Consider the following 22,086-nt stretch of genomic DNA (forward strand, 5'->3'; position numbering starts at 1 on the left):
GGGTTGTTAAGACTCCGAATGAGGGAATAAAGTCGTATCAATAATTTCGCACAAACAATGGAGCACAATTAAATGTACCTCATTGATACGTGCAGTTCGAGAAGAGGGTACTCTAATTTCAACATCATTTTCTCCTAATAAACCAGCAATGTCACCACCGTCAGCCCCCGTTAAAGCAATAATCGGCATATCACGGGAAACCGCACTTTCAACTGCTTTTATTACGTTGCGTGAATTTCCGGTGGTAGAGATTGCCACTAAAATATCACCGTTATTTCCTAATGCTCTAATTTGTTTGGAAAATAGCTCATCATATTGAGAGTCATTTGCTACCGAAGTAATTGTAATACTGCCAGAGACTAATGAAATAGCGGGTAAACTAGGACGTTCAGCTTCAAAGCGATTTAATAACTGAGAGCAAAAATGTTGTGCATGACCAGCTGCCCCCCCGTTACCACAAGCAAGCATTTTGTTACCTGCTAATAAGCACTGCACCATCATTATTCCTGCTTGCTCAATGGCACCAGAAATAGCTTCTGTTGCGGCTATTTGTGTTTGAATACTTTCGGTAAAATTATTTTGGATCTGTTCTAGCATGTAGGGTAAATAACTCCAATGACTTTCTATGATTCTAAAGCGGAAATTCAAAAGTCATGATTAAAAGTAATAGCTTAAAAATGGTTAAAAAGCATTTTTTAACCAAGTAATTTGTGGATTATTAATATCCCCCTCTAAGGCGATAACATCAAATCGACAAGGTGTATTATATTCATTTAAGTTGGCTTGATGGAGAAAAAATGCAACACAATGTTTAATTTTATTTTGTTTAGCTTGAGATACAGCTGCAATTGCGCCACCAAAGTGGTTATTTTTACGGAATTTGACTTCAACAAAAACGAATGTTTGCCCATCTTTCATCACAAGATCAATTTCACCTTGTCTGCAATGTACATTTTTGTCAATAAAAGTTAAACCATTTTGCATTAAATATTGTTGAGCAAATGCTTCTGTGGCTTTTCCTTTATTACAGCTTGTTTGCGCCTTAGTCCATAGCAACTTCTATCACCTTGTTATTTTTATATTGTCCCCAAATTAAGCTTCGGGTGAGAATATTATTATTACTTAACTTTAATACCCCTGTTTGACCAAAGTGACGAATATAAGGCGCTTGCTTCATTAACGTGAGCTTGCTTAATAAATGATAGCTGTCATAACCCATAGCAAAAATTCGTGACAAACTGTCGGTTCGCATTGGCCACAATGACTCACTGAGTTTATTGAGCTTTTTGTTTTGTTGTTTAGAATTAAGCAACCAAGGAATTTGAGTAAAAGTTAACCCTTGCAGGTCACTGATGCTACTTGCTGTATTTTTGTCATTAAAATCACTGTGGCTACGCGAGCTAGCGAACACAGGAATAACTTCAGCAAAAGGGCTGATATTCACATCAATGTAAGGTTTAATTAAGCGTGTTTGTGCCGAACTTCCTACCAAATATATCATGTCAATATCGCGGCGGTTTCTAGGTTCTGATTCAATATTATGCTTAAGGCGTGCGTTTAGCTGTTTAATACGTGTTTGACTTGTGTTTACATCAAGGCTTTCTTTTAAATTGGCCTGCATTTGTTTACCTTGGTCGAAGTAAACAATATCAATAGTATTATTAGTAGATAATTGCCATTGTTCTCTAAACGCAATGGCAATTCGTTTTGATACTCTATCATTATGACTTATTACCATCGGATTTTGGTAGTTATGCTGGCTAAGTGTTGCTGCCGCTTGTATTGCTTCATCTTCAGGACGCATTGACAAAGCAAACTGTGTGTCGGCAAGTGAATGTTGATAGGGTAAATTTAACAGCAAGGTAGGTATTTGAAGTGGTATTTGTTCTGCACTTGAATTTAAGAATGTTTCTACATTGGCTTTTAATAATGGACCAATAATGTGGTCTATTTTAAGTTGAGTGAAATTATCACCAAGACTTTGCCAGTCAAGTTGATTGGTATCAATAAAGAACAGGTTGTGATTAGAGTCATTATCAAAAGCAGCTAAAATGCCCTGTTGAACCGCTAACCCCGCTTTTTGTTGACTACCTGTTAATGGTAATAATATGGCAATATTTTCAAGTGTATTTTCTGTCGGTTGTTCTGATGATTGAGGTGTTTGTAATTGGGAAATAATCGCTACTGCTGGGTGCGCAGGATAATGTTGTTGCCACAAGTGTAAATAGCGAGAAAATTGTTCAGGATTTGAGCCAAATTTATGACTGTAATTGAGTAATTCAGTCCAGCCTTTAATAAAAGGTGGTTTATTGTTATTAAGCTGAGCTATTTGCCATTGAGTTAAAGATTCAAGATTACGCCAAATGGTCTGAATATCTTCTTCAGAGGCTGATGGGTTCAGGGCAAAAGCATTTAGTTGAGCTACAAGGGCTGGTATAAGTTGGTTTTGTGCTGACAATACTTGATTCAATGCTTGATAATACTCAAACGTTAACGTTAAGGAGGGTGTTGGATTATTGTTGGTATAAGAGACTAATTCATTGGCAATTTGTAATTGTTGTTGTGCTTGTTGGTTATAATTTAGCGCCAGTAAACTACGAGCTTTTACTAATAATAATCGATAGTCATTTTGGTAATTCTTTTGCTGATTTACATTATCAATTTGTGGTTTGTTACCTTGACCAGTTTGTTGAATTTCATTAGCTAACCAAAGTGCTTTAGCATAATTTTGTTCTTGTAAATATAATTCACAAGCATCAATTAATAAGTTATTTATTAATGTTTGTTGTGCGAGCAAATGGTTTTTACTATCCAGATCTGATTCATTGATTAAGTTACTATTAAGTAATTTTTTATGAAGGGTTTGTGCTAAGGCTAATTTTTCTTCGGCTGTTATGACTTCAGGTACTTTTTGCGTGACCGTGTTTTTTGGGCGTTCAGCTCTTTTAATTGAAGGCTTTGTACTACAAGAAGACAATAATAACGTCAATAAAACCAGCACAGAAAAAGTGCTGAAGATACGTTTTTCTTTTAATATTGTAAATAGTGATAGCATAGTTAAAGTTAACGCTAGAAAATTAGTTTGACTCACGTGGAAAAATCCGTGCATTTTTAGCTCAGTGTAGGGTTATAATAAACGCCATTGCAGTGAGTCTCAACTAAATACTGTTCCTAAAACCTAAGTAGCAACGAAAGAAGTAAGTTTACATGAGTGAATTCAAAATAAACGCAGGCACTTTGTATATTGTCGGCACCCCTATTGGTAATTTGGGAGATATTAGTGCAAGGGCATTAGCGGTATTAACGCAGGTTGATGTTATTGCCTGCGAAGACACTCGCCACACACAAAAGTTACTTTCGGCTTTTGCAATTAAAAATAAAACACTGTCGATGCATGATCACAATGAACGTCAACGGCAAGATTATATTGCTCAGTTATTACAAGAAGGGAAAAGTATTGCTTTAGTATCTGACGCGGGTACACCGCTAATTAGTGATCCTGGTTTTCATTTAGTGCGTCACTGTCGGAGTTTAAGTTTACCTGTATCCCCTGTTCCTGGCGCTTGTGCAGCCATTTCAGCATTAAGTGTTGCAGGATTACCTACGGATAGATTTTCTTTTGAAGGTTTTTTGCCCTCTAAATCTGGTGCGAGACAAAGTACTTTATTAGCATTAGTCAATGAGCCGAGAACGATGGTTTTTTATGATGCACCTAGAAGAGCCATTGACACTATTAAAGATATAGTAAGTACATTGGGTAGTGAACGGTATGTGGTTATTGCTCGAGAGTTAACAAAAACATTCGAAACCATTTATTCAGACACCGCTGAAAATTTGGTCGCGTGGTTAGAGCAAGATGCTAATCAACTCAAAGGTGAGATGGTTTTAATTATTGAAGGCTATAAAGCCAACCAAGATGAAATTTCTGTTGAAGTGATTAATACGTTGAAATTGCTCTTGGCTGAAATGAAGCCTAAAAAAGCGTGCGCTATTGTGGCAGAAATTTATAAGGTGAAAAAGAACGCGCTTTATGAAATAGCATTAAGTGTTAAATCATAAGCGCTATAGCGGTTTTATTAAATTTATTCTCACCTCAGAGCTTTATTAGCGAGTTTAGAGTAAGTGAAATTTGTTAAATATCGCTTATTCTAAGCTCGTTAATAAGATTACAGAGTAAAATGGGTATATCAATCAAGCGCTAGAATAATTCACTTTCTTCGTTTTTAACGCCAGATTCGTGTTGAAATATATCAAGGCTATTATCTTGACTTACATATTCTGTAGGAGCTGTACCCACTTGAAAATATTCAAATAAACTACTTTTGTTTGTTTTAGTACTTAATTTTCCTGTTACCTTATCTATACGCACTGAAACAATGTCTGTTGGAAGTTCAAACGGTTCCACTGGAATATCTGTTAAGGCAACTTTCATAAAGTCTATCCATGCAGGTTGTGCAGATTTAGCGCCAAATTCTTTACCCGTAATTTGATTTTTACCTAAGTTGCGGTTGTAAACAGATTGACCTAAATTATGGCTAGGATCATCAAACCCTATCCATGAAGTAGTCACTAAACGACGAGAAAAACCAGAAAACCAAGCATCTTTAGCTTCGTTTGTTGTACCTGTTTTACCTGCAATATCTTTGCGTTTTAATGAGCGTGCACGCCAGCCTGTACCTTGCCAGCCGTTTTCAGTTGACCAGTCAGCGCCCCAAATTGCACTGTTGAGTGCTTGGCCTATTAAAAAGGCGTTTTGCGCTGAAATAACTCTGGGGGCAGATAATATTGTAGGTGAACTTAATGTAGTATTTTTGGGCTCTGAAGAGGGGGTTAATTCTTCAGTGTCTATTCCTGTTGCTATGTCCTTATTTATTATTGTTTCAGCTGTGGCATGGTCAGCAGAGGTTTCGGTAGCGGTTGCAATATCAGCTGAGACAATCGCTACTTCACAAGGGTCACAGGCTAAACGCGGATTGGCTTGAAAAACGATTTCGCCGTCAGCTGTTTCAATACGGTCAATTAAATAAGGTTCAATCAAGAAGCCACCGTTAGCAAAAGTTGCAAAACCTGTGGCAACTTCTAGGGGCGTTAACGAGGCTGAACCCAATGCTAATGATTCATTACGTGGTAATTCATCAGGTGAAAAACCAAATGAACTGAGGTGCGTAATAGCCTGGTCTAACCCGATACTTTTTAGCAGTCTGACTGCAATCACGTTTTTTGATTGTGCTAATGCTAAACGCATTCTTATTGGGCCTGCGTAGGTTTCAGGTGAGTTTTTTGGCCGCCAAACAACACCACTACTTCTATCCCACTGATTAATTGGTGCGTCATTGATTAATGAGGCTAAGGTAAAGCCATGCTCTAATGCGGCAGAATAAATAAAGGGTTTTATGTTCGAGCCAACTTGCCGTTTAGCTTGAGTAACACGATTAAACTGACTTTGTTTGAAACTAAAACCACCAACAGCGGCTTTTATTGCGCCATCGTCGGGTGACAACGAAATAATTGCGGCACTTGCAGTAGGCAATTGGCTGAGTTGATATTCATTTGACTCATTTTTACTGACTAAAATTACATCACCGTAGGTAACTATTTCGTGTGCAGTATCAGGTGGCGTTCCCTGTTTATAATCATTGATGTATGGACGTGCCCAAGCCATCCCCGGCCATTCAATAACTGCTTTTTTATTACCTTCTAAGGTGATGTTAATTGAACGTTCGTTTACCAATGTAACAACGGCAGGAACTAATTTTTGATATGAAGGTACTTGGGCGAGTGCCGTTGATATTTCATCATCAGAAAGAGGATTTACCTCTGGTGGTAATGTTGTATTAGTTGATAAGTTGTCATATTTATCCAACGAACCGCGAGTTTTGTCAGCAGTGTTGTTACTAGGACGTAATGAGCTTACTGCCCCGCGATAGCCATGGCGCTGGTCATATCGCAGTAAATTACCAGTCATAGCGGTGTTTGCTGCTTGCTGTAATTTGTTAGTTACTGTGGTGAATACCTTAAAACCGCCAGTATAAGCTTGTTCTTTACCATAGCGCTTTATCATTTCTTGGTGTGCCATTTCCGCAACATATGGCGCATTCAGCGCTATTTCTGCACCATGAGGCTTGCCTGTGATAGGTGCATTCTTGGCTAATTGATAAGCTTGTTCTGTAATGTAGCCGCTGACTAGCATACGTTGTAATACGGTAGTGCGACGAACTTTAGCTCGGTCAGGCCGACTAATGGGGTTATAGGTTGATGGTGCTTTAGGTAAGCCGGCTAACACAGCTATTTGTGCTAGGTTTAGCTCATTGAGTTCTTTTCCATAATAAACTTGCGCGGCGGCACCAAAACCAAAGGCTCTGTGACCTAAGGGAATTTTATTAATATATAAGGTTAATATTTCATTTTTAGTTAACAAACTTTCAATGTGAAAAGAGAGAAAAATTTCTCTAATCTTACGAGTGTATGTGACTTCTCTAGTTAAGAAAAAATTGCGCGCTACTTGCATAGTTATTGTGCTAGCGCCACCTTTGTCATTACCTGTCAGTTTTCCTAATATTGCCCGAGTCATGCCTATGGGATCAACGCCAAAGTGAAAATAGAATCGATCATCCTCAGTTGCCAGCAGTGCATTAATCAATTGTTGAGGTATTTCTTCAAAGGTTAATGGTTTGCGTTTTTTTTCACCAAATTGTGAAATTAATAAACCATCATTGCTATATATCTGCATCGGTGTTTGCCACTGTACATCTTTTAAAGAATTGATATCGGGCAAATCATCGCGCAAAGTTAAATACAATAAAAATATAGCAAAAATGGCTATAAATAGTAAAGTTACAGTAATTTTTAAAATTTTTTTAGCTGAAAGCACGACAAATACTCTATTTATTGGGAAAATGTCAGATAATGCTAGTATATCTTGTAAAACCATGTAATAAATGTATTTATGTGAAAAACATGTCTAAAATAATTAAAATAAAACAATTTAGTAGGTTTTTATGCTAGATAACATATGGAAAAAGAAAACAACTATGATGGTGGGGATCGATATTGGGTCTCATTCGGTCAAAGCCGTTTTATTAAGACAAGGCAGTGAAGGCTATATTTTAGAAGACTTTGCTATTGAGCCGATGATCCGTGGCTCGGTTGTGGATCGAGAAATCCAAGATATTGAAGCTGTTGGTAAAGTGATTGCTAAAATACGCAAAAATATACCAATGAAAGCAAAAGAAGCAGCAACAGCAGTTTCAGGTCAAACTGTTATCACCAAAATAATTTATATGGATGTCTCATTAACTGAGGAAGAACTAGCAAGTCAAATTGAAATAGAAGCTGACAGCCTGATTCCTTATCCGTTAGATGAAGTGAGCTTAGATTTTGAAACGCTAGAGGTAAATGAATCAGATCCTAGCAAGGTTAATGTATTACTTAGCGCGGCACGTACTGAATCTATTGAAGCAAGAGTAGCAGCATTAGAAGCAGGTGGTTTTATAACGAAAGTTGTTGATGTTGAGTCTTACGCGGTAAGCCGGTCACATGACTTATGTTTATCCCAATTACCAGATGATGCTGCGGAAAAAACCGTAGCCATTGTTGATATTGGCGCAACCATGACATTGTTTTCAGTAACTAAGGCTGGTAAACACTTATACAGCCGTGACCAAATGTTTGGTGGCGAACAATATACTCGCTCCATTGTTTCTTATTATAATAAATCATTTGAAGAAGCTGAAATTGCAAAAATAACGAATGATTTACCACCCAATTATACTTTTGAAGTGTTAGCGCCTTTTCACACTATCATCATGCAACAGATACGTCGGGCAATTCAAATGTTTTTAACTTCTAGTGGTTTAAAGAAAGTCGATTACTTACTTGTTTCTGGTGGCACTGCATCAATTGAAGATATTGCAAACTTGTTGACTGAAGAATTAGGTGTGCACACCGTTGTTGCTAATCCATTTAATGAAATGGCCTTATCTGATTCTATTAATAAAGATGAGCTGAATAAGGTGGCACCGCAGTTAACCGTGGCTACTGGTTTGGCTTTAAGGAGTTTTTCGCCATGGCACACATAAATTTGCTTCCTTGGCGAGAGCAAGCGCTTAAGGAAAAACAAAAAGAATTTTTTACGTTGTTAATTGCTGTTTGTTTGTTTGCTTTCGCATTGATATTTGCTGTGAATCTTAATTTTCAATCACGTATTGATGGCCAATCAATGCGTAATCAATTTTTAAAGAATGAAATTCAAAAATTAGATATACAAATTGCTGAAATTAAAACGTTGAACGATAAAAAAGCAGCATTGCAAAAGCGTATTGATGTTGTTGAACAGTTACAACGTAGCCGAAATGTTGGTACACAAATTCTTGATGAAATAGCTAAAATTATTCCCAATGGTATTTATATTACTCAACTTGATAAACAAGGTAATAGTATAGAAATTATCGGAAAAAGTGAGTCAAATAACCATTTGGCAAATATGATCAGAGCTATTGAATTATCTGACTTATTTACTGATGCAACGCCAGAATCTATAACGTCTGATGATAGTTCATCAAAACTACTAAGTAGTTTTAAAATGAGAGTGAAAATACAAGGTTTAGTTAGCGATACTGAACTTGCTAATAGAGCAAAGGGAGGTAGCTAGTGAACTTTGATAAATCTCAGTTTGAAGATCTCGATTTAGAGAATTTAGCTCAATGGCCAGCCGCGCCTAAATTAGTGTTAATTATATTTTTAGCCGCTATGGTTGTTTTTTTAGGCTATATTGGTTTAGTGAGTGACAAAATAGATCAGCTTAAGCGAGTGCAGGCAGAAGAACTTACGTTAAAACAATCTTACGAAACAAAATACCATGTAGCAGCCAACTTAGAATTATTTAGGGCACAAATGATTGAGGCTGAAGATGTTTTTGCAACTCAGTTGAGAAGTTTACCTAATAGCCATGAAACACCGGGTTTATTAGATGATATAACCTTTATCGGCACAACGAATGGACTAGAATTTGTTAAGTTAGAATGGCAGCCAGAAATCAGTAAAGAAATTTATATTGAATTGCCAATTGATATAGAAGTTAATGGTTCATACCATTCTTTTGGTGGTTTTGTGAGTAAAATTGCAGGATTACCTCGCATTGTAACTTTACATGACTTTAAGATTAATATTCTGGGAACAAATGGCGATACGCTAAACTTGAAACTTGAAGCCAAAACATATCGTTATCAAGAGCAGGGGGCTGAAATACAATGAGAATATTTTTTCTAATTACTTTAGCTTTTATTGGCGGCTGTTATGATGATACCAGTGATTTAGGTACGTATATGGCAGAGGTTAAAGCAACCACAACCAGCCAAATTGATCCTATGCCAGAAGTGCACCCATATAATCATTATGATTATTCAGCATTTGATTTAAGAAGTCCTTTTTCATTACCTGAACCTGAAGCAATACAACAAAAGATTCAACAAATGTCTGGTTGCTTAAGTCCTGATCCTCGTCGTAGAAAACAACCATTAGAGAAGTATGCATTAAGTGATCTTACTATGCGCGGCACTATGGGAGATGATGGTGTACTCTGGGCACTAGTGGAAGCATCAGACTTAACTCTACATAGAGTATCTATTGGAAGCTACTTAGGATTGTTTGATGGGCGTATAACAGAAGTAAATAATAAAAGATTGAAATTAGTAGAGTTGACACCTGATGGTGCAGGTTGTTGGGTAGAGCGAGAAACTGTAATAAAAATTGCTCAATCTGTATCAGAAGGGGAAAGGAAATAATAATGCTATTTAATAAAATAAAAAACTACAAAGGGTTTTCTGAGATAATCAATTTGAGACTAAATTGGTTAGTTTGTTTTACTCTACTAACACTTGTTGCCACCTCTTTACCGATTAAGGCACAAGAGAGTATTACGCAAGAGCAAGAACAGGTGAGCAAAGCACAATTACAAGGTATTTCTTATAATACAATTCAAGATGATCAAATTGAGTTGGTTTTTGAATTTTCCGATGAGATATCTGCTTTACCTACCGTTGAAACGTCAATGAATCCTGCTTTTATAAAAATTATTTTTTCTGCTGATGTTTATGATGTTAACTTGCAAGAAACACTTGTTAATCATGCGGGGGTTACAAATATCATACTAGACAATTCTTCTGGAGAAGTTGTCGCAACAATTAATTTAGAAAAGTTAGCTGTATTTGATGTGGCTATTGATGAAAAAAAATTCTTCTTAACACTCAATTATGGTCAGTCAGCTAAGGTTGTTGAGGAGTTAAGTCCCGCAGGCGAGCAATTTATTAACCATATTGAATCAATTGATTTTCGTTTAGATGATGAAAATTCACCTGAAGTGTTAGTGTACCTCAAAGATAGCATGGTTGCTGTTGATGTTAATGATAAGTTAGGCAAAGTAAATGTTGAGTTTCACAACACAAAAATAATAGATGATTTGTTATATAAACTTGATGTCACTGATTTTGGCACGATTGTTTCAGGTATAGAAACATTTAAAGATGGTCGTAATGCCCGTTTAGTTATTGATGTAGATACACATTTTACTTTTTCACATAAGCAAGAAGGTAACTTGTTTATATTGTCGGTTAAAGAAAAAGAAAAAAAGGCACCTGGTTATTTAGCTGACACAGATGAATTTACAGGTCGCACCATATCCCTTAATTTTCAAGATATTCCTGTTCGGACTGTGCTACAAATTATCGCTGATTATAATGAATTTAATTTAATTACCAGTGATACCGTAATGGGCAATATTACGCTACGTTTAGATGGGGTACCTTGGGATCAAGCACTTGATATTATTTTAAAAGTGAAAGGCTTGGATAAACGCATGCAAGGCAATATTTTGATGGTAGCGCCTAGCGATGAACTAGCAGCTCGAGAAGCTAAAAACTTACAAGCTCAGCAACAAGTTGAAGAATTAGCTCCCTTATACTCTGAATATGTACAAATTAACTATGCTAAGGCTGTTGAATTTGCTGAATTAATTAAAAATGAAGATACCAGCATCTTATCAGAGCGGGGTAGCGTTTCGGTAGATGAACGTACAAACACACTGCTTATTCGTGATACGGCAAAAAGTATTGAAGATATTAAGCGTATGGTCAACATTTTAGATATACCTGTTCGTCAAGTTATCATTGAAGCACGCATGGTAACGGTTAAAGATAATATTAATGAAGAACTGGGTATACGGTGGGGAGTAACTGATACCAATGGTGAATTTGCTACGTCAGGTTCTCTCGAAGGTGTTGGACAAGCCAATGGTACAAGGGCAGCAAATGAATCTGATCTTGGGGTTGGTAGAGTGCCAAAGTTGGAAGATGGATTAAATGTTAATTTACCTGCCGCTAACCCTGCTGGCGTGTTAGCATTTCAAATAGCCCGTTTGGCAGATGGCACGATTCTTGACCTTGAACTCAGTGCGATGGAAAAAGAAAATAAAGGTGAAATTATCGCGAGTCCACGAATAACAACGGCGAATCAAAAAGAAGCCTATATTGAGCAAGGTGTTGAAATTCCATACCAAGAAGCAGCATCAAGTGGTGCAACAGCAACACAGTTTAAAAAAGCAGTATTAAGCCTAACGGTTACACCCCATATCACACCTGATAATAAAATTATTTTAGACTTAGTGGTTACCCAAGATACCATATCAGATGTACAGAGTGGTTCTGCCCCTGCAATCGATACACAACGTATTGGTACGCAGGTTCTAGTGAATAATGGTGAAACTATTGTGTTAGGTGGAATTTATCAACAATCTATTATTAGTACGGTTTCTAAAGTGCCAGTTTTGGGAGATATCCCTTACTTTGGTTGGCTGTTTAGAAACTCTAATCAATATAATGAGAAAAAAGAATTACTCATTTTTGTAACGCCGCGTGTTGTTACAGAACATTTTTAACATCAAATAAACACATTAAGGTTAGTAAGTTAGAGTTTTTGTCTGACTTACTAACAATGTTGCTTGCAATCTTACCCTAACAATTGCGATAATTACGCCCTTGAAATTTCCGAGGGAGACCTCTATGACATCAAAAGGGAAATAGCTTCGCTGTAATTTTCTTTTGATATACCTGAAACAAACGAGTAATAAGTTAATCTAATGGCAGAAAAACGTAACATTTTCCTTATTGGCCCTATGGGTGCGGGTAAAAGCACTATAGGCAGAGAGCTTGCAGACAGGCTACACCTTGAATTTTTCGATTCAGATCAAGAGATTGAACGTCGCACCGGAGCAGATATCGCTTGGGTTTTTGACCTTGAAGGCGAGGAAGGCTTTCGTAAAAGAGAAGAAGATGTTATTGAAGATTTAAGCGAAAAACAAGGTATTGTACTAGCAACTGGTGGTGGTTCAGTTATTAGTGATCAAGTTCGCAATCGTTTATCGGCACGCGGTATCGTTGTTTATCTAGAAACAACCATTGATAAGCAAGTTGCGCGTACTCAAAGAGATCGCCGTCGTCCATTATTACAAACATCAGAAAAACCTCGTACAGTGTTAGAAAACCTTGCTGTTGAGCGCAATCCTCTTTATGAAGAAATTGCGGATGTTGTAATTAAAACAGATGATCAAAGCGCGAAAGTGGTTGCGCATAAAATAATTGAACGCTTAGATTTTTAATAAAAATTGATTTTCTTTATTGAAGCCACTGTAAAATCTTAGTGGCTTTGCCCTTATCCCGACATAATTTCTGGTAAAGCTAATATGCCCACTCTTAATCTTGATTTAGGACTACGAAGCTACCCTATCTACATAGACTCAGGTCTGCTTGATAACGAAACCCTATTTAGCAAGCATATTCGCGCTAAACGTGTTTGTATTGTTACTAATACGATAGTTGCACCGTTATATCTAGATAAAATTAAAGCTAAACTTGTTAATTATGAGCTTGATGAAATCATTCTACCTGATGGTGAAGCAGAAAAAAGTTTAGCAAATTTTGAACGGATTATGTCGCATTTGCTAGCAAATGAGCACGGCCGTGACAGCACCTTAATTGCCTTAGGTGGCGGTGTTATTGGTGATATTACTGGCTTTGCAGCAGCCTGTTACCAACGTGGTATAGATTTTATTCAAGTGCCTACAACCGTGCTGTCTCAAGTTGATTCTTCTGTTGGTGGAAAAACAGCAGTAAATCATCCGCTAGGCAAGAATATGATTGGCGCATTTTACCAACCCAAAGCGGTTATTATTGATATTAATAGTTTAACTACTTTGCCTATACGTGAGTTTAATGCCGGCATGGCTGAAGTTATTAAATACGGTATTTTAGGTGATTATGAGTTTTTTGTTTGGCTAGAAAACAATATTACGGCAATAAAAGCGGGTGATCAAAACACATTAGCAAAAATGATTGAAATTTGTTGTCAGTGTAAAGCAAATATTGTTGCGAATGATGAAACTGAAGCGGGCGTTCGTGCACTACTTAACTTAGGACATACTTTTGGTCATGCTATTGAAGCTGAACAAGGTTATGGTAATTGGCTTCATGGTGAAGCTGTTGCAACTGGCATGGTGCTTGCTTCTAAGTTAGCAGTAACAATGAATTTGCTTGAAGTGTCAGAACTTTGTCGAATAGAGTCACTTATCAACGCGTTTGATTTACCATTACAAGCGCCAGATACCATGAGTTGTGATGATTTTGTTCGACATATGCGCCGTGATAAGAAAAATATTGGCGGAAAATTACGCTTTATTGTGCCTACGGCGATAGGTAAGTCTGAGATACGTGATGATATTACTCAAGAGATACTTCAACAAATTCTATAATTTTTTTGTCTGTCTAATATTTAGTTAGGTAGTAACAATTGTAGAAAGGGTTGTATATGTCTGTAGTAGCACACACCAGTATCGGTAATGATCAGATGGCTTCAGTGCAACTAAATAGTGAGCCAGCAGTAACCTCGATTAGCGTGAGTGCGCGCATTGAATATATTCAACGTTTCTCTAAACAAGCGGTTTTAGTAATAGAAAATGATGTAAATGCTTATACGCAAGCCGCTCGTCAATTTTTAACTAATTTCTCATCAGAACAAACAATTCAAGAGACCAATGTCGCTTTTATCTCAGCTTCAACGAAACTTAATGATATACAAATGCGTTGCCGTTTAATTGAGCAGTTATTTTCTAATACCTTGTTTGACCCTGAAAAATCACTCGCAGTTAGTATTTTAAACCTGAATAAGCAGAGTAAAAACAATATCAATATTGTTATTGAGCATGCTCACGCGTTGTCTTTACAAATCAAATACGAACTGTGTCAGCTTGTTGACGTGGCAAACAAAACGAAAACCAAAAATAAAATTAATGTTGTGCTATTTGGCATAGAGCAAGCTGCACAGGATGTGGCTGCTAATAAAAGTATTTTCAAAAATAAATTGTCGATTATCGAAGCAAAGTCTGGCCAATTGTTTTCGATAGAACATTCAAGGTTTGCGACAGATAAAAGAAATTTTACCCGTAAACTGTGGGTTAAAATATTGGCCACTGTTGTTATTATTTCAGTGCTTACTGGGCTTTCTTGGTATGGGCTTATTCATTATGATAATTTTAAGTTGTCAAACTTATCATCAATTGACCCCACGCCTGTAAATAGCGAGTCTTTAGTAGCAAGCACAGCAGCGCTAAAAGAAACGGTATTAGCAAAGGAGGTTAATGAAGCAGTCATAGAAGCAGCGCCTGAGCTTCTTGCTGATTCATCTGACATACAAGCAGCGTTGTTAGGGGAGCCAGTTTCAACGCATAATGAAGTTATTCAGCAAGCAAAAGCCGCAGATGTATTACAAGCACTGAACCTAAATGAACCCCTAGCACCTGTTCAAGCAGATGTTGCAATACAAAATACAGTAGTCACACCATCAACCGTCAATATTGCAGAGCCTAATCCAGCTAAAATTAATACCGTTAAGTTGAATGAAAAAGTATTAAATCAAGAACCCGTAACTCCCCGTCAATCAAGTGTTCCAACGTCAACATTTATTACAACGCCTGACTATTATTTGAATAACTCAACAGGTTATGTGGTTCAACTTGTTGGTTTTACGAATAAAGATTTATTATCGGGTTTTGTTGATAAGTACCCAAATTTAGAATACTTCAGCTATGAAAAAAAATTAAATGAACAAAAGCTTATTGTTTTAACGACAGCTATTTTTAACGACAAACCTCAAGCAAAGGCCGCAATACAAAAGCTTCCTCAAGGAATTATTGATAGGGGGGTATGGGTTAAATCACTATCGATAGTTCAGGAAGAAATTAATAGTCTGTAGGTATTTCAAGTGATTCACTAAAAAGGAATACCGTTGATGCTTAAATCAAGATACAATCGTTTTCTTTTGTATTGGTTGCCTTTTCGGGCGAATATTAGTTAGGCATACATAAGTGAAAATATTAAGCATTTTTTAAAACTATGAAAACTAGTGTATTGTGTGCTTTTAGACAAATGTTTATGTTAGCTTTAGCTACTAATAATTTATAGGTTTCTTTTGTGGCTAAAGCTCAATCACTCGCTGGTATGCGATCTGCTCTGAAATGGGCAGGTGGGAAAAAAAAAGTTGTTAGTGAGATAGCTAGTCTATTACCTACAAGAGGTAAAAAAAGGTTAGTGGAACCTTTCGTAGGTGGTGGTTCTGTATTTCTTAATTTAGACTTTGATGAATACCTTTTGATAGATATGAATCAAGATTTAATTAATTTATTTAATATAATTAAAAATAAACCTTTACAATTTATAGCTGATGCTCAGAAATTTTTTAATGGTGATAGTAATTTACCTGATAAATATTACGCATTAAGAAATCAATTTAATCAATCTAAAGATTCGTACGAGCGTTCATTATTGTTTCTATACCTCAATAGACACGGTTATAATGGCTTATGTCGATATAATAAAAACGGTGGATATAACGTACCTTTTGGACGGTATAAGCATCCTTACTTTCCGAAAGATGAGTTAATTCACTTTTCAGAAAAAGCTGAAAAAGCAACATTTATTCAAGGCGATTTTGAAACGGCATTCTCTCAGTTAAAAGTTGATGATGTTATATATTGTGACCCGCCTTATTCACCTATCAATCCAACGTCAAACTTTACTGCTTATGCTGGTAATTCGTTTACAGATGAAGATCAACAGCGATTAGTTAAGTGTGCTGAAGTAGCTAAAAATAAAAATATTCCCACATTGATATCAAATCATTATGTAGATTTCACACGTGAACTTTATAAAGGAGCAACTGAATATAAGTTGTTTCAGGTTCAACGCTCAATAAGTCAAAAAGGTAAAGGTAGAATTAAGGTTAAAGAAATTTTGGCCTTATATAAATAACCCCAGCTCGGCTTAACAAATCTTTCTATAGTGGCTATTTTTACTAAATTATTGCCCACTTGTGCTGGTTAAAATACTCCATGGCGGTGTGATTGTATACCTGTGACGAAAAGGTGAGAGAATTTATGTCACTTTGTTCACAACAGTTATCGCGTTAATTTGCGGGTACAACTAAGTTAACTATAAATATCAAAATACTGATAAAAATAATGACACTTAATATACCCACAATAATAAAGTGAATTAACTTCCCTTGAGCAAAGTCTCTTGTTCTATTTTTATTACTTTGAACGCCAAAAAAAGCAGCGGCTACACTTTTAAATGTTTCTTTAAATGAAGATGTTTTGTCTGACATTTAACTCTCATCTTAAGGTGAATAATCAATAATAAAAAATGCTAATTGGTTATAGTATAACCAATTAGCATCTTTTTGTCTGTTTTAAATATTAACGTTTAAAAGAGGTTGTAATTCTATAAGTCAATATCAACAGCATAAGAAACATATACTTTCATATCGCCTGCTGCGCCATCTAAATCAGTTGCTGATGCGCCTAAAGTGAAGCATGATTTTGATATGCTTACACCATAGTCAATCGAGTCTTCGGCCAGCCAGTCACCACTATATGAACCAATGTGTAAGTTCACTTCAGCATCATTACTTAATGCAATACTGTAATCTACATTGGCATAAATAGTATCACCCGCATCTGCGTCTTCACCAGAAGTTAACACGGCTAAACCTACTGTTAACGCGTTAAATGAAATACTACCGTATACTTCTGAGAAATCAGCATCTCCTGATGTTTCATCAGGGTATGCGTAGTAAATAAAACCTACATCATAAGATACACTTTCGCTGATATTACCGCCAAAACCACCATAAAAGTCTAATTCATAGGTCATGCCGTCAGCCCAGTCAGCATTTGACGCCCATGTACCAACATAAAAACCTGAATCAGCAGCATAATCAATACCACCAGATACGGCAGATTTTCCACTAGTTTGTTCTAAACCACGCCATAAATAGTTAGAAGTTACAGCGGCGTTAGCGCTTAGCCCTTCAACAGCTGATGCTGAAGTAGAAAAAACAGTTGAGGTAGCTAAAATAGATGTTAGTGCAACACTTAATATTGATTTTTTCATGTTTCTCTCTTTAATGTTTTATAAATTTTGTTTCTAAAGTAGTATTTTGCAAAGATGATGCCTGTATTAAATAAAAAGAAATTATTTTAAAAAATATATATTTATTAATGGTTTATGGTGTTTGTTTTGTGTTTTTGTTCTAGCTTGTAACAAAGTGCTTGCGCTAGTATGGTGCGACTTAGTTTGGTTTGAACTATTGAAGTGCAGTTAAATCACCTAAACACACTGGCGGTTGATGCTCGTATTTTTACTGGGCTTGGGTATAATACAAATAATTTTCTTGATTGAGCAAACGTTATGTCTTCTTTTTTAATTGCCCCGTCGATTTTATCGGCTGATTTTGCCCGATTGGGCGATGATGTGGCAAAGGTTTTATCTGCAGGTGCGGACGTTGTACACTTTGATGTGATGGATAATCATTTTGTGCCTAATTTAACATTTGGTCCGATGATTTGTCAGTCATTACGTGATTACGGTATTACTGCGCCTATTGATGTACATTTAATGGTAAAACCTGTGGATGCCTTAATACCGCAATTTGCTAAAGCGGGTGCTGATATTATTACTTTCCATCCTGAAGGTAGCGATCATGTTGATCGTACTTTGCAGTTAATAAAAGATCATGGTTGCAAGGCTGGCTTAGTGCTAAACCCAGCAACGCCATTGCAATGTTTAGATTTTATTATGGATAAACTTGATGTTATTTTATTGATGTCAGTAAATCCGGGATTTGGTGGGCAATCATTTATTCCTACCACGTTAGATAAGTTACGTTTGGTAAAAGAAAGAATTAAACAAAGTGGTCGTGACATTCGCTTAGAGGTAGACGGCGGTGTGAAAGCAAGTAATATTGCTGAAATAGCGGCAGCTGGCGCTGACATGTTTGTGGCTGGTAGTGCTATATTTTCACAGTCAGATTATAAAATTGCCATTGATGAAATGCGTGCAGAATTAGCCAAAGTATAAGCAATATTAAGTTGAATTCTGCTAAAGCCTAAGCGGTTTAGCTGCAAAAATAATTTTGTAATATTAAATAAAATGAATCGATCAGTATCTATTGAGTAATACTGGTTAAATCTAAAGGAAAATTATGAGTAAACCTATTGTATTAAGTGGCTGTCAGCCATCAGGTGAGTTAACTATTGGCAATTATTTAGGCGCATTAAAGCAATGGGTCAATATGCAAGATCAGCAAGAGTGTTATTATATGCTTGCAAATCAGCATGCTATTACAGTCCGTCCTGATGCTAAGGCATTACGTTCAGCAACCTTAGATGGTTTAGCCTTGTACCTCGCTTGTGGCGTTGACCCAGAGCAAAGTACTATTTTTATTCAATCTCATGTACCAGAGCATGCTCAATTAAGCTGGATATTAAGTTGTTATACCCAAATGGGTGAATTAAATCGTATGACTCAATATAAAGATAAATCGCAAAAGTCAGAGGCGAATATGAATGCTGGCTTGTTTACCTATCCAGTATTAATGGCGGCTGATATTTTATTGTATGGCGCAGACAGTGTTCCCGTTGGGGATGACCAAAAACAACATTTAGAGTTAGCACGTGATGTTGCTACACGGTTTAATAATCTCTATGGTGATATTTTTACTGTGCCAGATCCTTTTATTCCTCAGCATGGCGCTCGCGTGATGAGCTTACTTGAGCCAACTAAAAAAATGTCTAAATCAGATTCTAATCCAGGTAACTTCATTGGTTTATTAGAAGATCCAAAGAAAATTGCTAAAAAAATAAAGCGTGCGGTAACTGACTCAGATGAACAAGCAAATATCTATTATGATCTTGAAGAAAAACCAGGTGTTTCAAATCTACTATCTTTATTGTCATGTGCTACAGGAAAGTCGGTTGATAGTTTAGTACCAGAATATGAAGACAAAATGTATGGTCATTTAAAAGGTGATGTTGCTGAAGCGGTTGTTGCTATGCTGGCACCGATTCAAACTAAGTATCATCAATATCGAGAAGACCAGGTATTTCTTGAACAAGTAATGAAAAAAGGTGCTGAAAAAGCATCGCATCGTGCTAATAAGATCTTAACGTCTGTTTACAACGCAGTTGGTTTTATCCCTCGTCCATAGTTATCAGTAAATCATAATCAACAAAACAATTTTAGGTGGCGAAAAGCAATTTTCGCCACTGATTTATGTTGCACTTACTGCTATTTCTTTAATGCTTCTTTTTTGGTTTGCTCAAAAAGCTTACGACTATCTTCAATAAATTTGTCTGTGCTGATACTTGAGGCAATTAATAAATTTGGCATCATAATCGTTGCATTATATTGCGGTCTTGGATTGAATTCTGGCTTGTTGCTGAATTGAACTAGGTAGCTACCGCCAAAAAGCAACACAGTCATGGCTGTTGCTACAATTACTCGTCGTTTAGCTGACATATGAAAGCCAATATACCCATTTAACCAAAATAAGCTAAAGGCAAGAACAAAGGAAACAAGCAAAAGGCACGTGGGCAGTATAGACCCACTTGAACTATTAAAAGAGGCTAGCCCCTCTAAGAAGTCGCTAAACCACATAAGATTGAAAAAGGTAAAACTTATGCCTAATTGAGCCAGTATTCGTGCTTCGTGTTTACTTAAATGCGAAACTAATGCGACACCTGCTGGCCATAATGCAAAACCTAGTGTCATGCCAATAGTAGGCACTAATAATTGACTAAAGTTAACTTCTTTTGGGGTATTTAAATAGAAACTATAGCCCGCAATCAAGGTAAACAATGTGATACTTAATAATAGTGCAATAGGGTGACGTAGTAGGTTAATTAGTTCTTCAAAAGGGCTAATAGCAATGGTTGGCTCTACGGGGTGATTGGTGAACAATATTCTTAATTGACTTTTTCCGAGCGTTATAACATCTCCATCATTAATAACATGTTGATCTGCACTATGCTTTTTGCAATTTGTGTTTTCAATAAAAGAGCCATTAATTGTTTGGTTATCGGTAATTTTCCACTGTCCATCCTTCAGTTCAATACTGAGGTGGCTAGGGCATATGTGTGGGTCAGCTAGAATAATATCGTTATGATAATCACGGCCAATATGAATTTGCTGTTGTGACAATTTATGGCGGTGCAGTAATTTATGGTTTCGGCTGATTTCTTCTATAATAATTTCTTTGACTGGGGTAGTTTCATTAACAAGGATATTTTGTTTTTTTTCCATAAATTGCGCTTGTGTATTTAATATTTCCATGACACAGCCTCCATAAATTGGCGTGTAAAGGCTAATGCGTTAGATTGGCTAATGCCTGCAATAGTAAAGTGGCTTATAATAGCTTGCTGGTCTTTATCTACTGAAGCACTTAAATAAAGGATGTCGTATAACCCTGTAAATTTTTTATAAGCACGTGTACAAAAGATAGTTTTGTTATTTATGGCTTGGTTATCAGGAATGACTAAGTCGTTATGGCATTGGAATTCTGTTACGTTTTCTTTGTTTGCTCTATTTCCTGCACCAGCATGTGCAATTTGTTGTTGGTACAAATGATAAAATTTATTAGCGCTAACCTCTTTAGCTTTCATGGTACGAAATTCTATTTCCATTGAGCCAGTAAAAAAATGTGAAGAAATATAGGTATTTTCATCTAGCGAGCAATTTGCTACCGCTGCTAACATCAAAGCATCTGTTTTATCAGCATTAGAGTCTCCCCAACATCGAATATAAGGTACATCAATAATAGGAATAATTGCACGCTCTCCAAGCTGTTTAGCTTGCCATGGGCTGTTTAAAATTGAGGTAATCAATTTATTTTGGCTTGCCATTAATTGTTGCGTCATTTGTTTTTCTATAGACTCGGGTGGCTTGTTTAAAAAGTTTTGATATAACGTGACTAGCTTGTCGTGAGGTACAAGAAAGCCAATAGAGTTGCCTGATGTTGCGACATTTATGCCAACAACTTTGGCCGTTTTATTGACAACAGGGCCACCACTCATTCCTGAGTTGATAGAGCCTGTAAAATGAATACGATCATTAAAAGATTCCTTTTTTAAACCATTATATGTGCCTGGCACAACAATCATCCCTAAGTCATGTGGGTTACCTAATGAGAATAGCTGCTCTCCTTTATGGGGAGCTGTTTGTGAAAGTTCAAAAAAGGGTATTTCTTGTTCAATTGTACGTTTAACTAAGGCAAGATCATTAATAACATCAACACTTTGTAACGATAAACCACCTTGGTTTCCTTGGCTATCAAGGTATTCAATACGATATTTTTCGGGATGTAGGGCGTAACTCGAAATAACATGATAGTTAGTGGCAACGATACCATCATGACTTATTTGAAAGCCAGAGCCTATGGATGATTTCTCCCCGCTTGCTTTGTCTATTAATTTAATTTGATAAAGCGAGGGTTTTAGCTGATTAAACAATTGTTCTGCTTGTTCAACGGCATAACTACTACTGCTTAATAGCATACATTGCAAAAGAAAGGTTAGGCTAAAAAAAACTTTCATCTATATTCCTGTTAAAAAATTACTACTCTATTGTGCCATTGTCTGTACATTAGTCACTTACTATTTTGTCTCATGTATTTATCTATTGTGAGTTGGCATGGTTGAGTGGCCAA

At 36.5% G+C, this 22,086-nt stretch carries 20 protein-coding genes; 12 read left to right on the forward strand and 8 right to left on the reverse strand.

Features of this window, described 5'->3' with window-relative positions; translation table 11 throughout:
• Positions 1 to 6: 6 nt before the first annotated feature.
• The 3 genes from ACE1OF_RS00435 to ACE1OF_RS00445 all read right to left on the reverse strand — a co-directional run bounded on the left by ACE1OF_RS00435 (position 7) and on the right by ACE1OF_RS00445 (position 3,091).
• Entirely contained in the window at positions 7 to 597 is a 591-nt protein-coding gene (locus tag ACE1OF_RS00435) for a phosphoheptose isomerase (protein ID WP_448891878.1), read from the reverse strand.
• A gap of 84 nt (positions 598 to 681) precedes the next feature.
• Entirely contained in the window at positions 682 to 1,056 is a 375-nt protein-coding gene (locus ACE1OF_RS00440; protein WP_448891879.1) for a YraN family protein, read from the reverse strand.
• Positions 1,043 to 3,091 carry a penicillin-binding protein activator gene (locus ACE1OF_RS00445; protein ID WP_448891880.1) on the reverse strand — a complete coding sequence of 683 codons (2,049 nt, stop codon included), beginning with the start codon at positions 3,089 to 3,091 and terminating at the stop codon, positions 1,043 to 1,045. Before ACE1OF_RS00445 ends, ACE1OF_RS00440 begins: the two co-directional genes overlap by 14 nt.
• A gap of 116 nt (positions 3,092 to 3,207) precedes the next feature.
• On the opposite strand from ACE1OF_RS00445, the gene rsmI reads away from it, so the two are divergent.
• Positions 3,208 to 4,059: a 16S rRNA (cytidine(1402)-2'-O)-methyltransferase gene (gene rsmI / locus ACE1OF_RS00450; protein WP_448891881.1), complete on the forward strand. Its 852-nt coding sequence runs from the start codon at positions 3,208 to 3,210 to the stop codon at positions 4,057 to 4,059.
• Between the two features lie 139 nt (positions 4,060 to 4,198).
• Here rsmI and ACE1OF_RS00455 read toward each other — a convergent pair whose 3' ends face one another.
• The gene (locus ACE1OF_RS00455) at positions 4,199 to 6,871 is read right to left on the reverse strand and encodes a penicillin-binding protein 1A (protein WP_448891882.1); all 2,673 of its coding nucleotides are present in this window, start codon (positions 6,869 to 6,871) and stop codon (positions 4,199 to 4,201) included.
• 127 nt (positions 6,872 to 6,998) lie between these two features.
• Here ACE1OF_RS00455 and ACE1OF_RS00460 point away from each other — a divergent pair, with 127 nt between their 5' ends.
• The 9 genes from ACE1OF_RS00460 (at position 6,999) to ACE1OF_RS00500 (ending at position 16,352) form a co-directional block, all read left to right on the forward strand.
• Positions 6,999 to 8,078, forward strand: a complete 1,080-nt coding sequence (locus ACE1OF_RS00460) for a pilus assembly protein PilM (protein ID WP_448891884.1) — start codon at positions 6,999 to 7,001, stop codon at positions 8,076 to 8,078.
• Positions 8,066 to 8,650: a PilN domain-containing protein gene (locus ACE1OF_RS00465; protein ID WP_448891886.1), complete on the forward strand. Its 585-nt coding sequence runs from the start codon at positions 8,066 to 8,068 to the stop codon at positions 8,648 to 8,650. Before ACE1OF_RS00460 ends, ACE1OF_RS00465 begins: the two co-directional genes overlap by 13 nt.
• Positions 8,650 to 9,252: a type 4a pilus biogenesis protein PilO gene (locus ACE1OF_RS00470; protein ID WP_448891887.1), complete on the forward strand. Its 603-nt coding sequence runs from the start codon at positions 8,650 to 8,652 to the stop codon at positions 9,250 to 9,252. Before ACE1OF_RS00465 ends, ACE1OF_RS00470 begins: the two co-directional genes overlap by 1 nt.
• Positions 9,249 to 9,782: a pilus assembly protein PilP gene (locus ACE1OF_RS00475; protein WP_448891888.1), complete on the forward strand. Its 534-nt coding sequence runs from the start codon at positions 9,249 to 9,251 to the stop codon at positions 9,780 to 9,782. Before ACE1OF_RS00470 ends, ACE1OF_RS00475 begins: the two co-directional genes overlap by 4 nt.
• A gap of 2 nt (positions 9,783 to 9,784) precedes the next feature.
• A complete protein-coding gene (locus tag ACE1OF_RS00480) occupies positions 9,785 to 11,929 on the forward strand; it encodes a type IV pilus secretin PilQ (protein WP_448891889.1) in 2,145 nt (714 codons plus the stop codon).
• Between the two features lie 201 nt (positions 11,930 to 12,130).
• Positions 12,131 to 12,649 (forward strand): shikimate kinase AroK, encoded by a 519-nt coding sequence (gene aroK / locus ACE1OF_RS00485; protein ID WP_448891890.1) that lies wholly within the window; start codon positions 12,131 to 12,133, stop codon positions 12,647 to 12,649.
• An 84-nt stretch (positions 12,650 to 12,733) separates the two neighbouring features.
• Positions 12,734 to 13,798 (forward strand): 3-dehydroquinate synthase, encoded by a 1,065-nt coding sequence (gene aroB / locus ACE1OF_RS00490; RefSeq protein ID WP_448891891.1) that lies wholly within the window; start codon positions 12,734 to 12,736, stop codon positions 13,796 to 13,798.
• A 56-nt stretch (positions 13,799 to 13,854) separates the two neighbouring features.
• Positions 13,855 to 15,297 (forward strand): hypothetical protein, encoded by a 1,443-nt coding sequence (locus ACE1OF_RS00495; RefSeq protein WP_448891893.1) that lies wholly within the window; start codon positions 13,855 to 13,857, stop codon positions 15,295 to 15,297.
• A gap of 245 nt (positions 15,298 to 15,542) precedes the next feature.
• Complete coding sequence (locus ACE1OF_RS00500) at positions 15,543 to 16,352, forward strand: Dam family site-specific DNA-(adenine-N6)-methyltransferase (protein ID WP_448892087.1); 810 nt, start codon at positions 15,543 to 15,545, stop codon at positions 16,350 to 16,352.
• Positions 16,353 to 16,506: 154 nt separating this feature from the next.
• On the opposite strand, the gene ACE1OF_RS00505 is transcribed toward ACE1OF_RS00500, so the two are convergent.
• Together ACE1OF_RS00505 and ACE1OF_RS00510 are read right to left on the reverse strand one after the other, a co-directional pair.
• Positions 16,507 to 16,707, reverse strand: a complete 201-nt coding sequence (locus ACE1OF_RS00505; RefSeq protein ID WP_448891895.1) for a DUF2970 domain-containing protein — start codon at positions 16,705 to 16,707, stop codon at positions 16,507 to 16,509.
• A 116-nt stretch (positions 16,708 to 16,823) separates the two neighbouring features.
• Positions 16,824 to 17,495, reverse strand: coding sequence for a TorF family putative porin (locus tag ACE1OF_RS00510; RefSeq protein ID WP_448891897.1), 672 nt, complete (start codon positions 17,493 to 17,495; stop codon positions 16,824 to 16,826).
• A 297-nt stretch (positions 17,496 to 17,792) separates the two neighbouring features.
• Between ACE1OF_RS00510 and rpe the strand changes: the two genes are divergently transcribed.
• Together rpe and trpS are read left to right on the forward strand one after the other, a co-directional pair.
• Positions 17,793 to 18,461, forward strand: a complete 669-nt coding sequence (rpe, locus tag ACE1OF_RS00515) for a ribulose-phosphate 3-epimerase (protein WP_448891899.1) — start codon at positions 17,793 to 17,795, stop codon at positions 18,459 to 18,461.
• 124 nt (positions 18,462 to 18,585) lie between these two features.
• The gene (trpS, locus tag ACE1OF_RS00520; protein WP_448891900.1) at positions 18,586 to 19,590 is read left to right on the forward strand and encodes a tryptophan--tRNA ligase; all 1,005 of its coding nucleotides are present in this window, start codon (positions 18,586 to 18,588) and stop codon (positions 19,588 to 19,590) included.
• Between the two features lie 80 nt (positions 19,591 to 19,670).
• On the opposite strand, the gene ACE1OF_RS00525 is transcribed toward trpS, so the two are convergent.
• The gene (locus tag ACE1OF_RS00525; protein WP_448891901.1) at positions 19,671 to 20,714 is read right to left on the reverse strand and encodes an FHA domain-containing protein; all 1,044 of its coding nucleotides are present in this window, start codon (positions 20,712 to 20,714) and stop codon (positions 19,671 to 19,673) included.
• A complete protein-coding gene (locus ACE1OF_RS00530; protein WP_448891903.1) occupies positions 20,702 to 21,973 on the reverse strand; it encodes a S1 family peptidase in 1,272 nt (423 codons plus the stop codon). The genes ACE1OF_RS00525 and ACE1OF_RS00530 overlap by 13 nt, the downstream gene beginning before the upstream one ends.
• Positions 21,974 to 22,086 lie beyond the last annotated feature (113 nt).

This window comes from Colwellia sp. E150_009, from assembly GCF_053543955.1.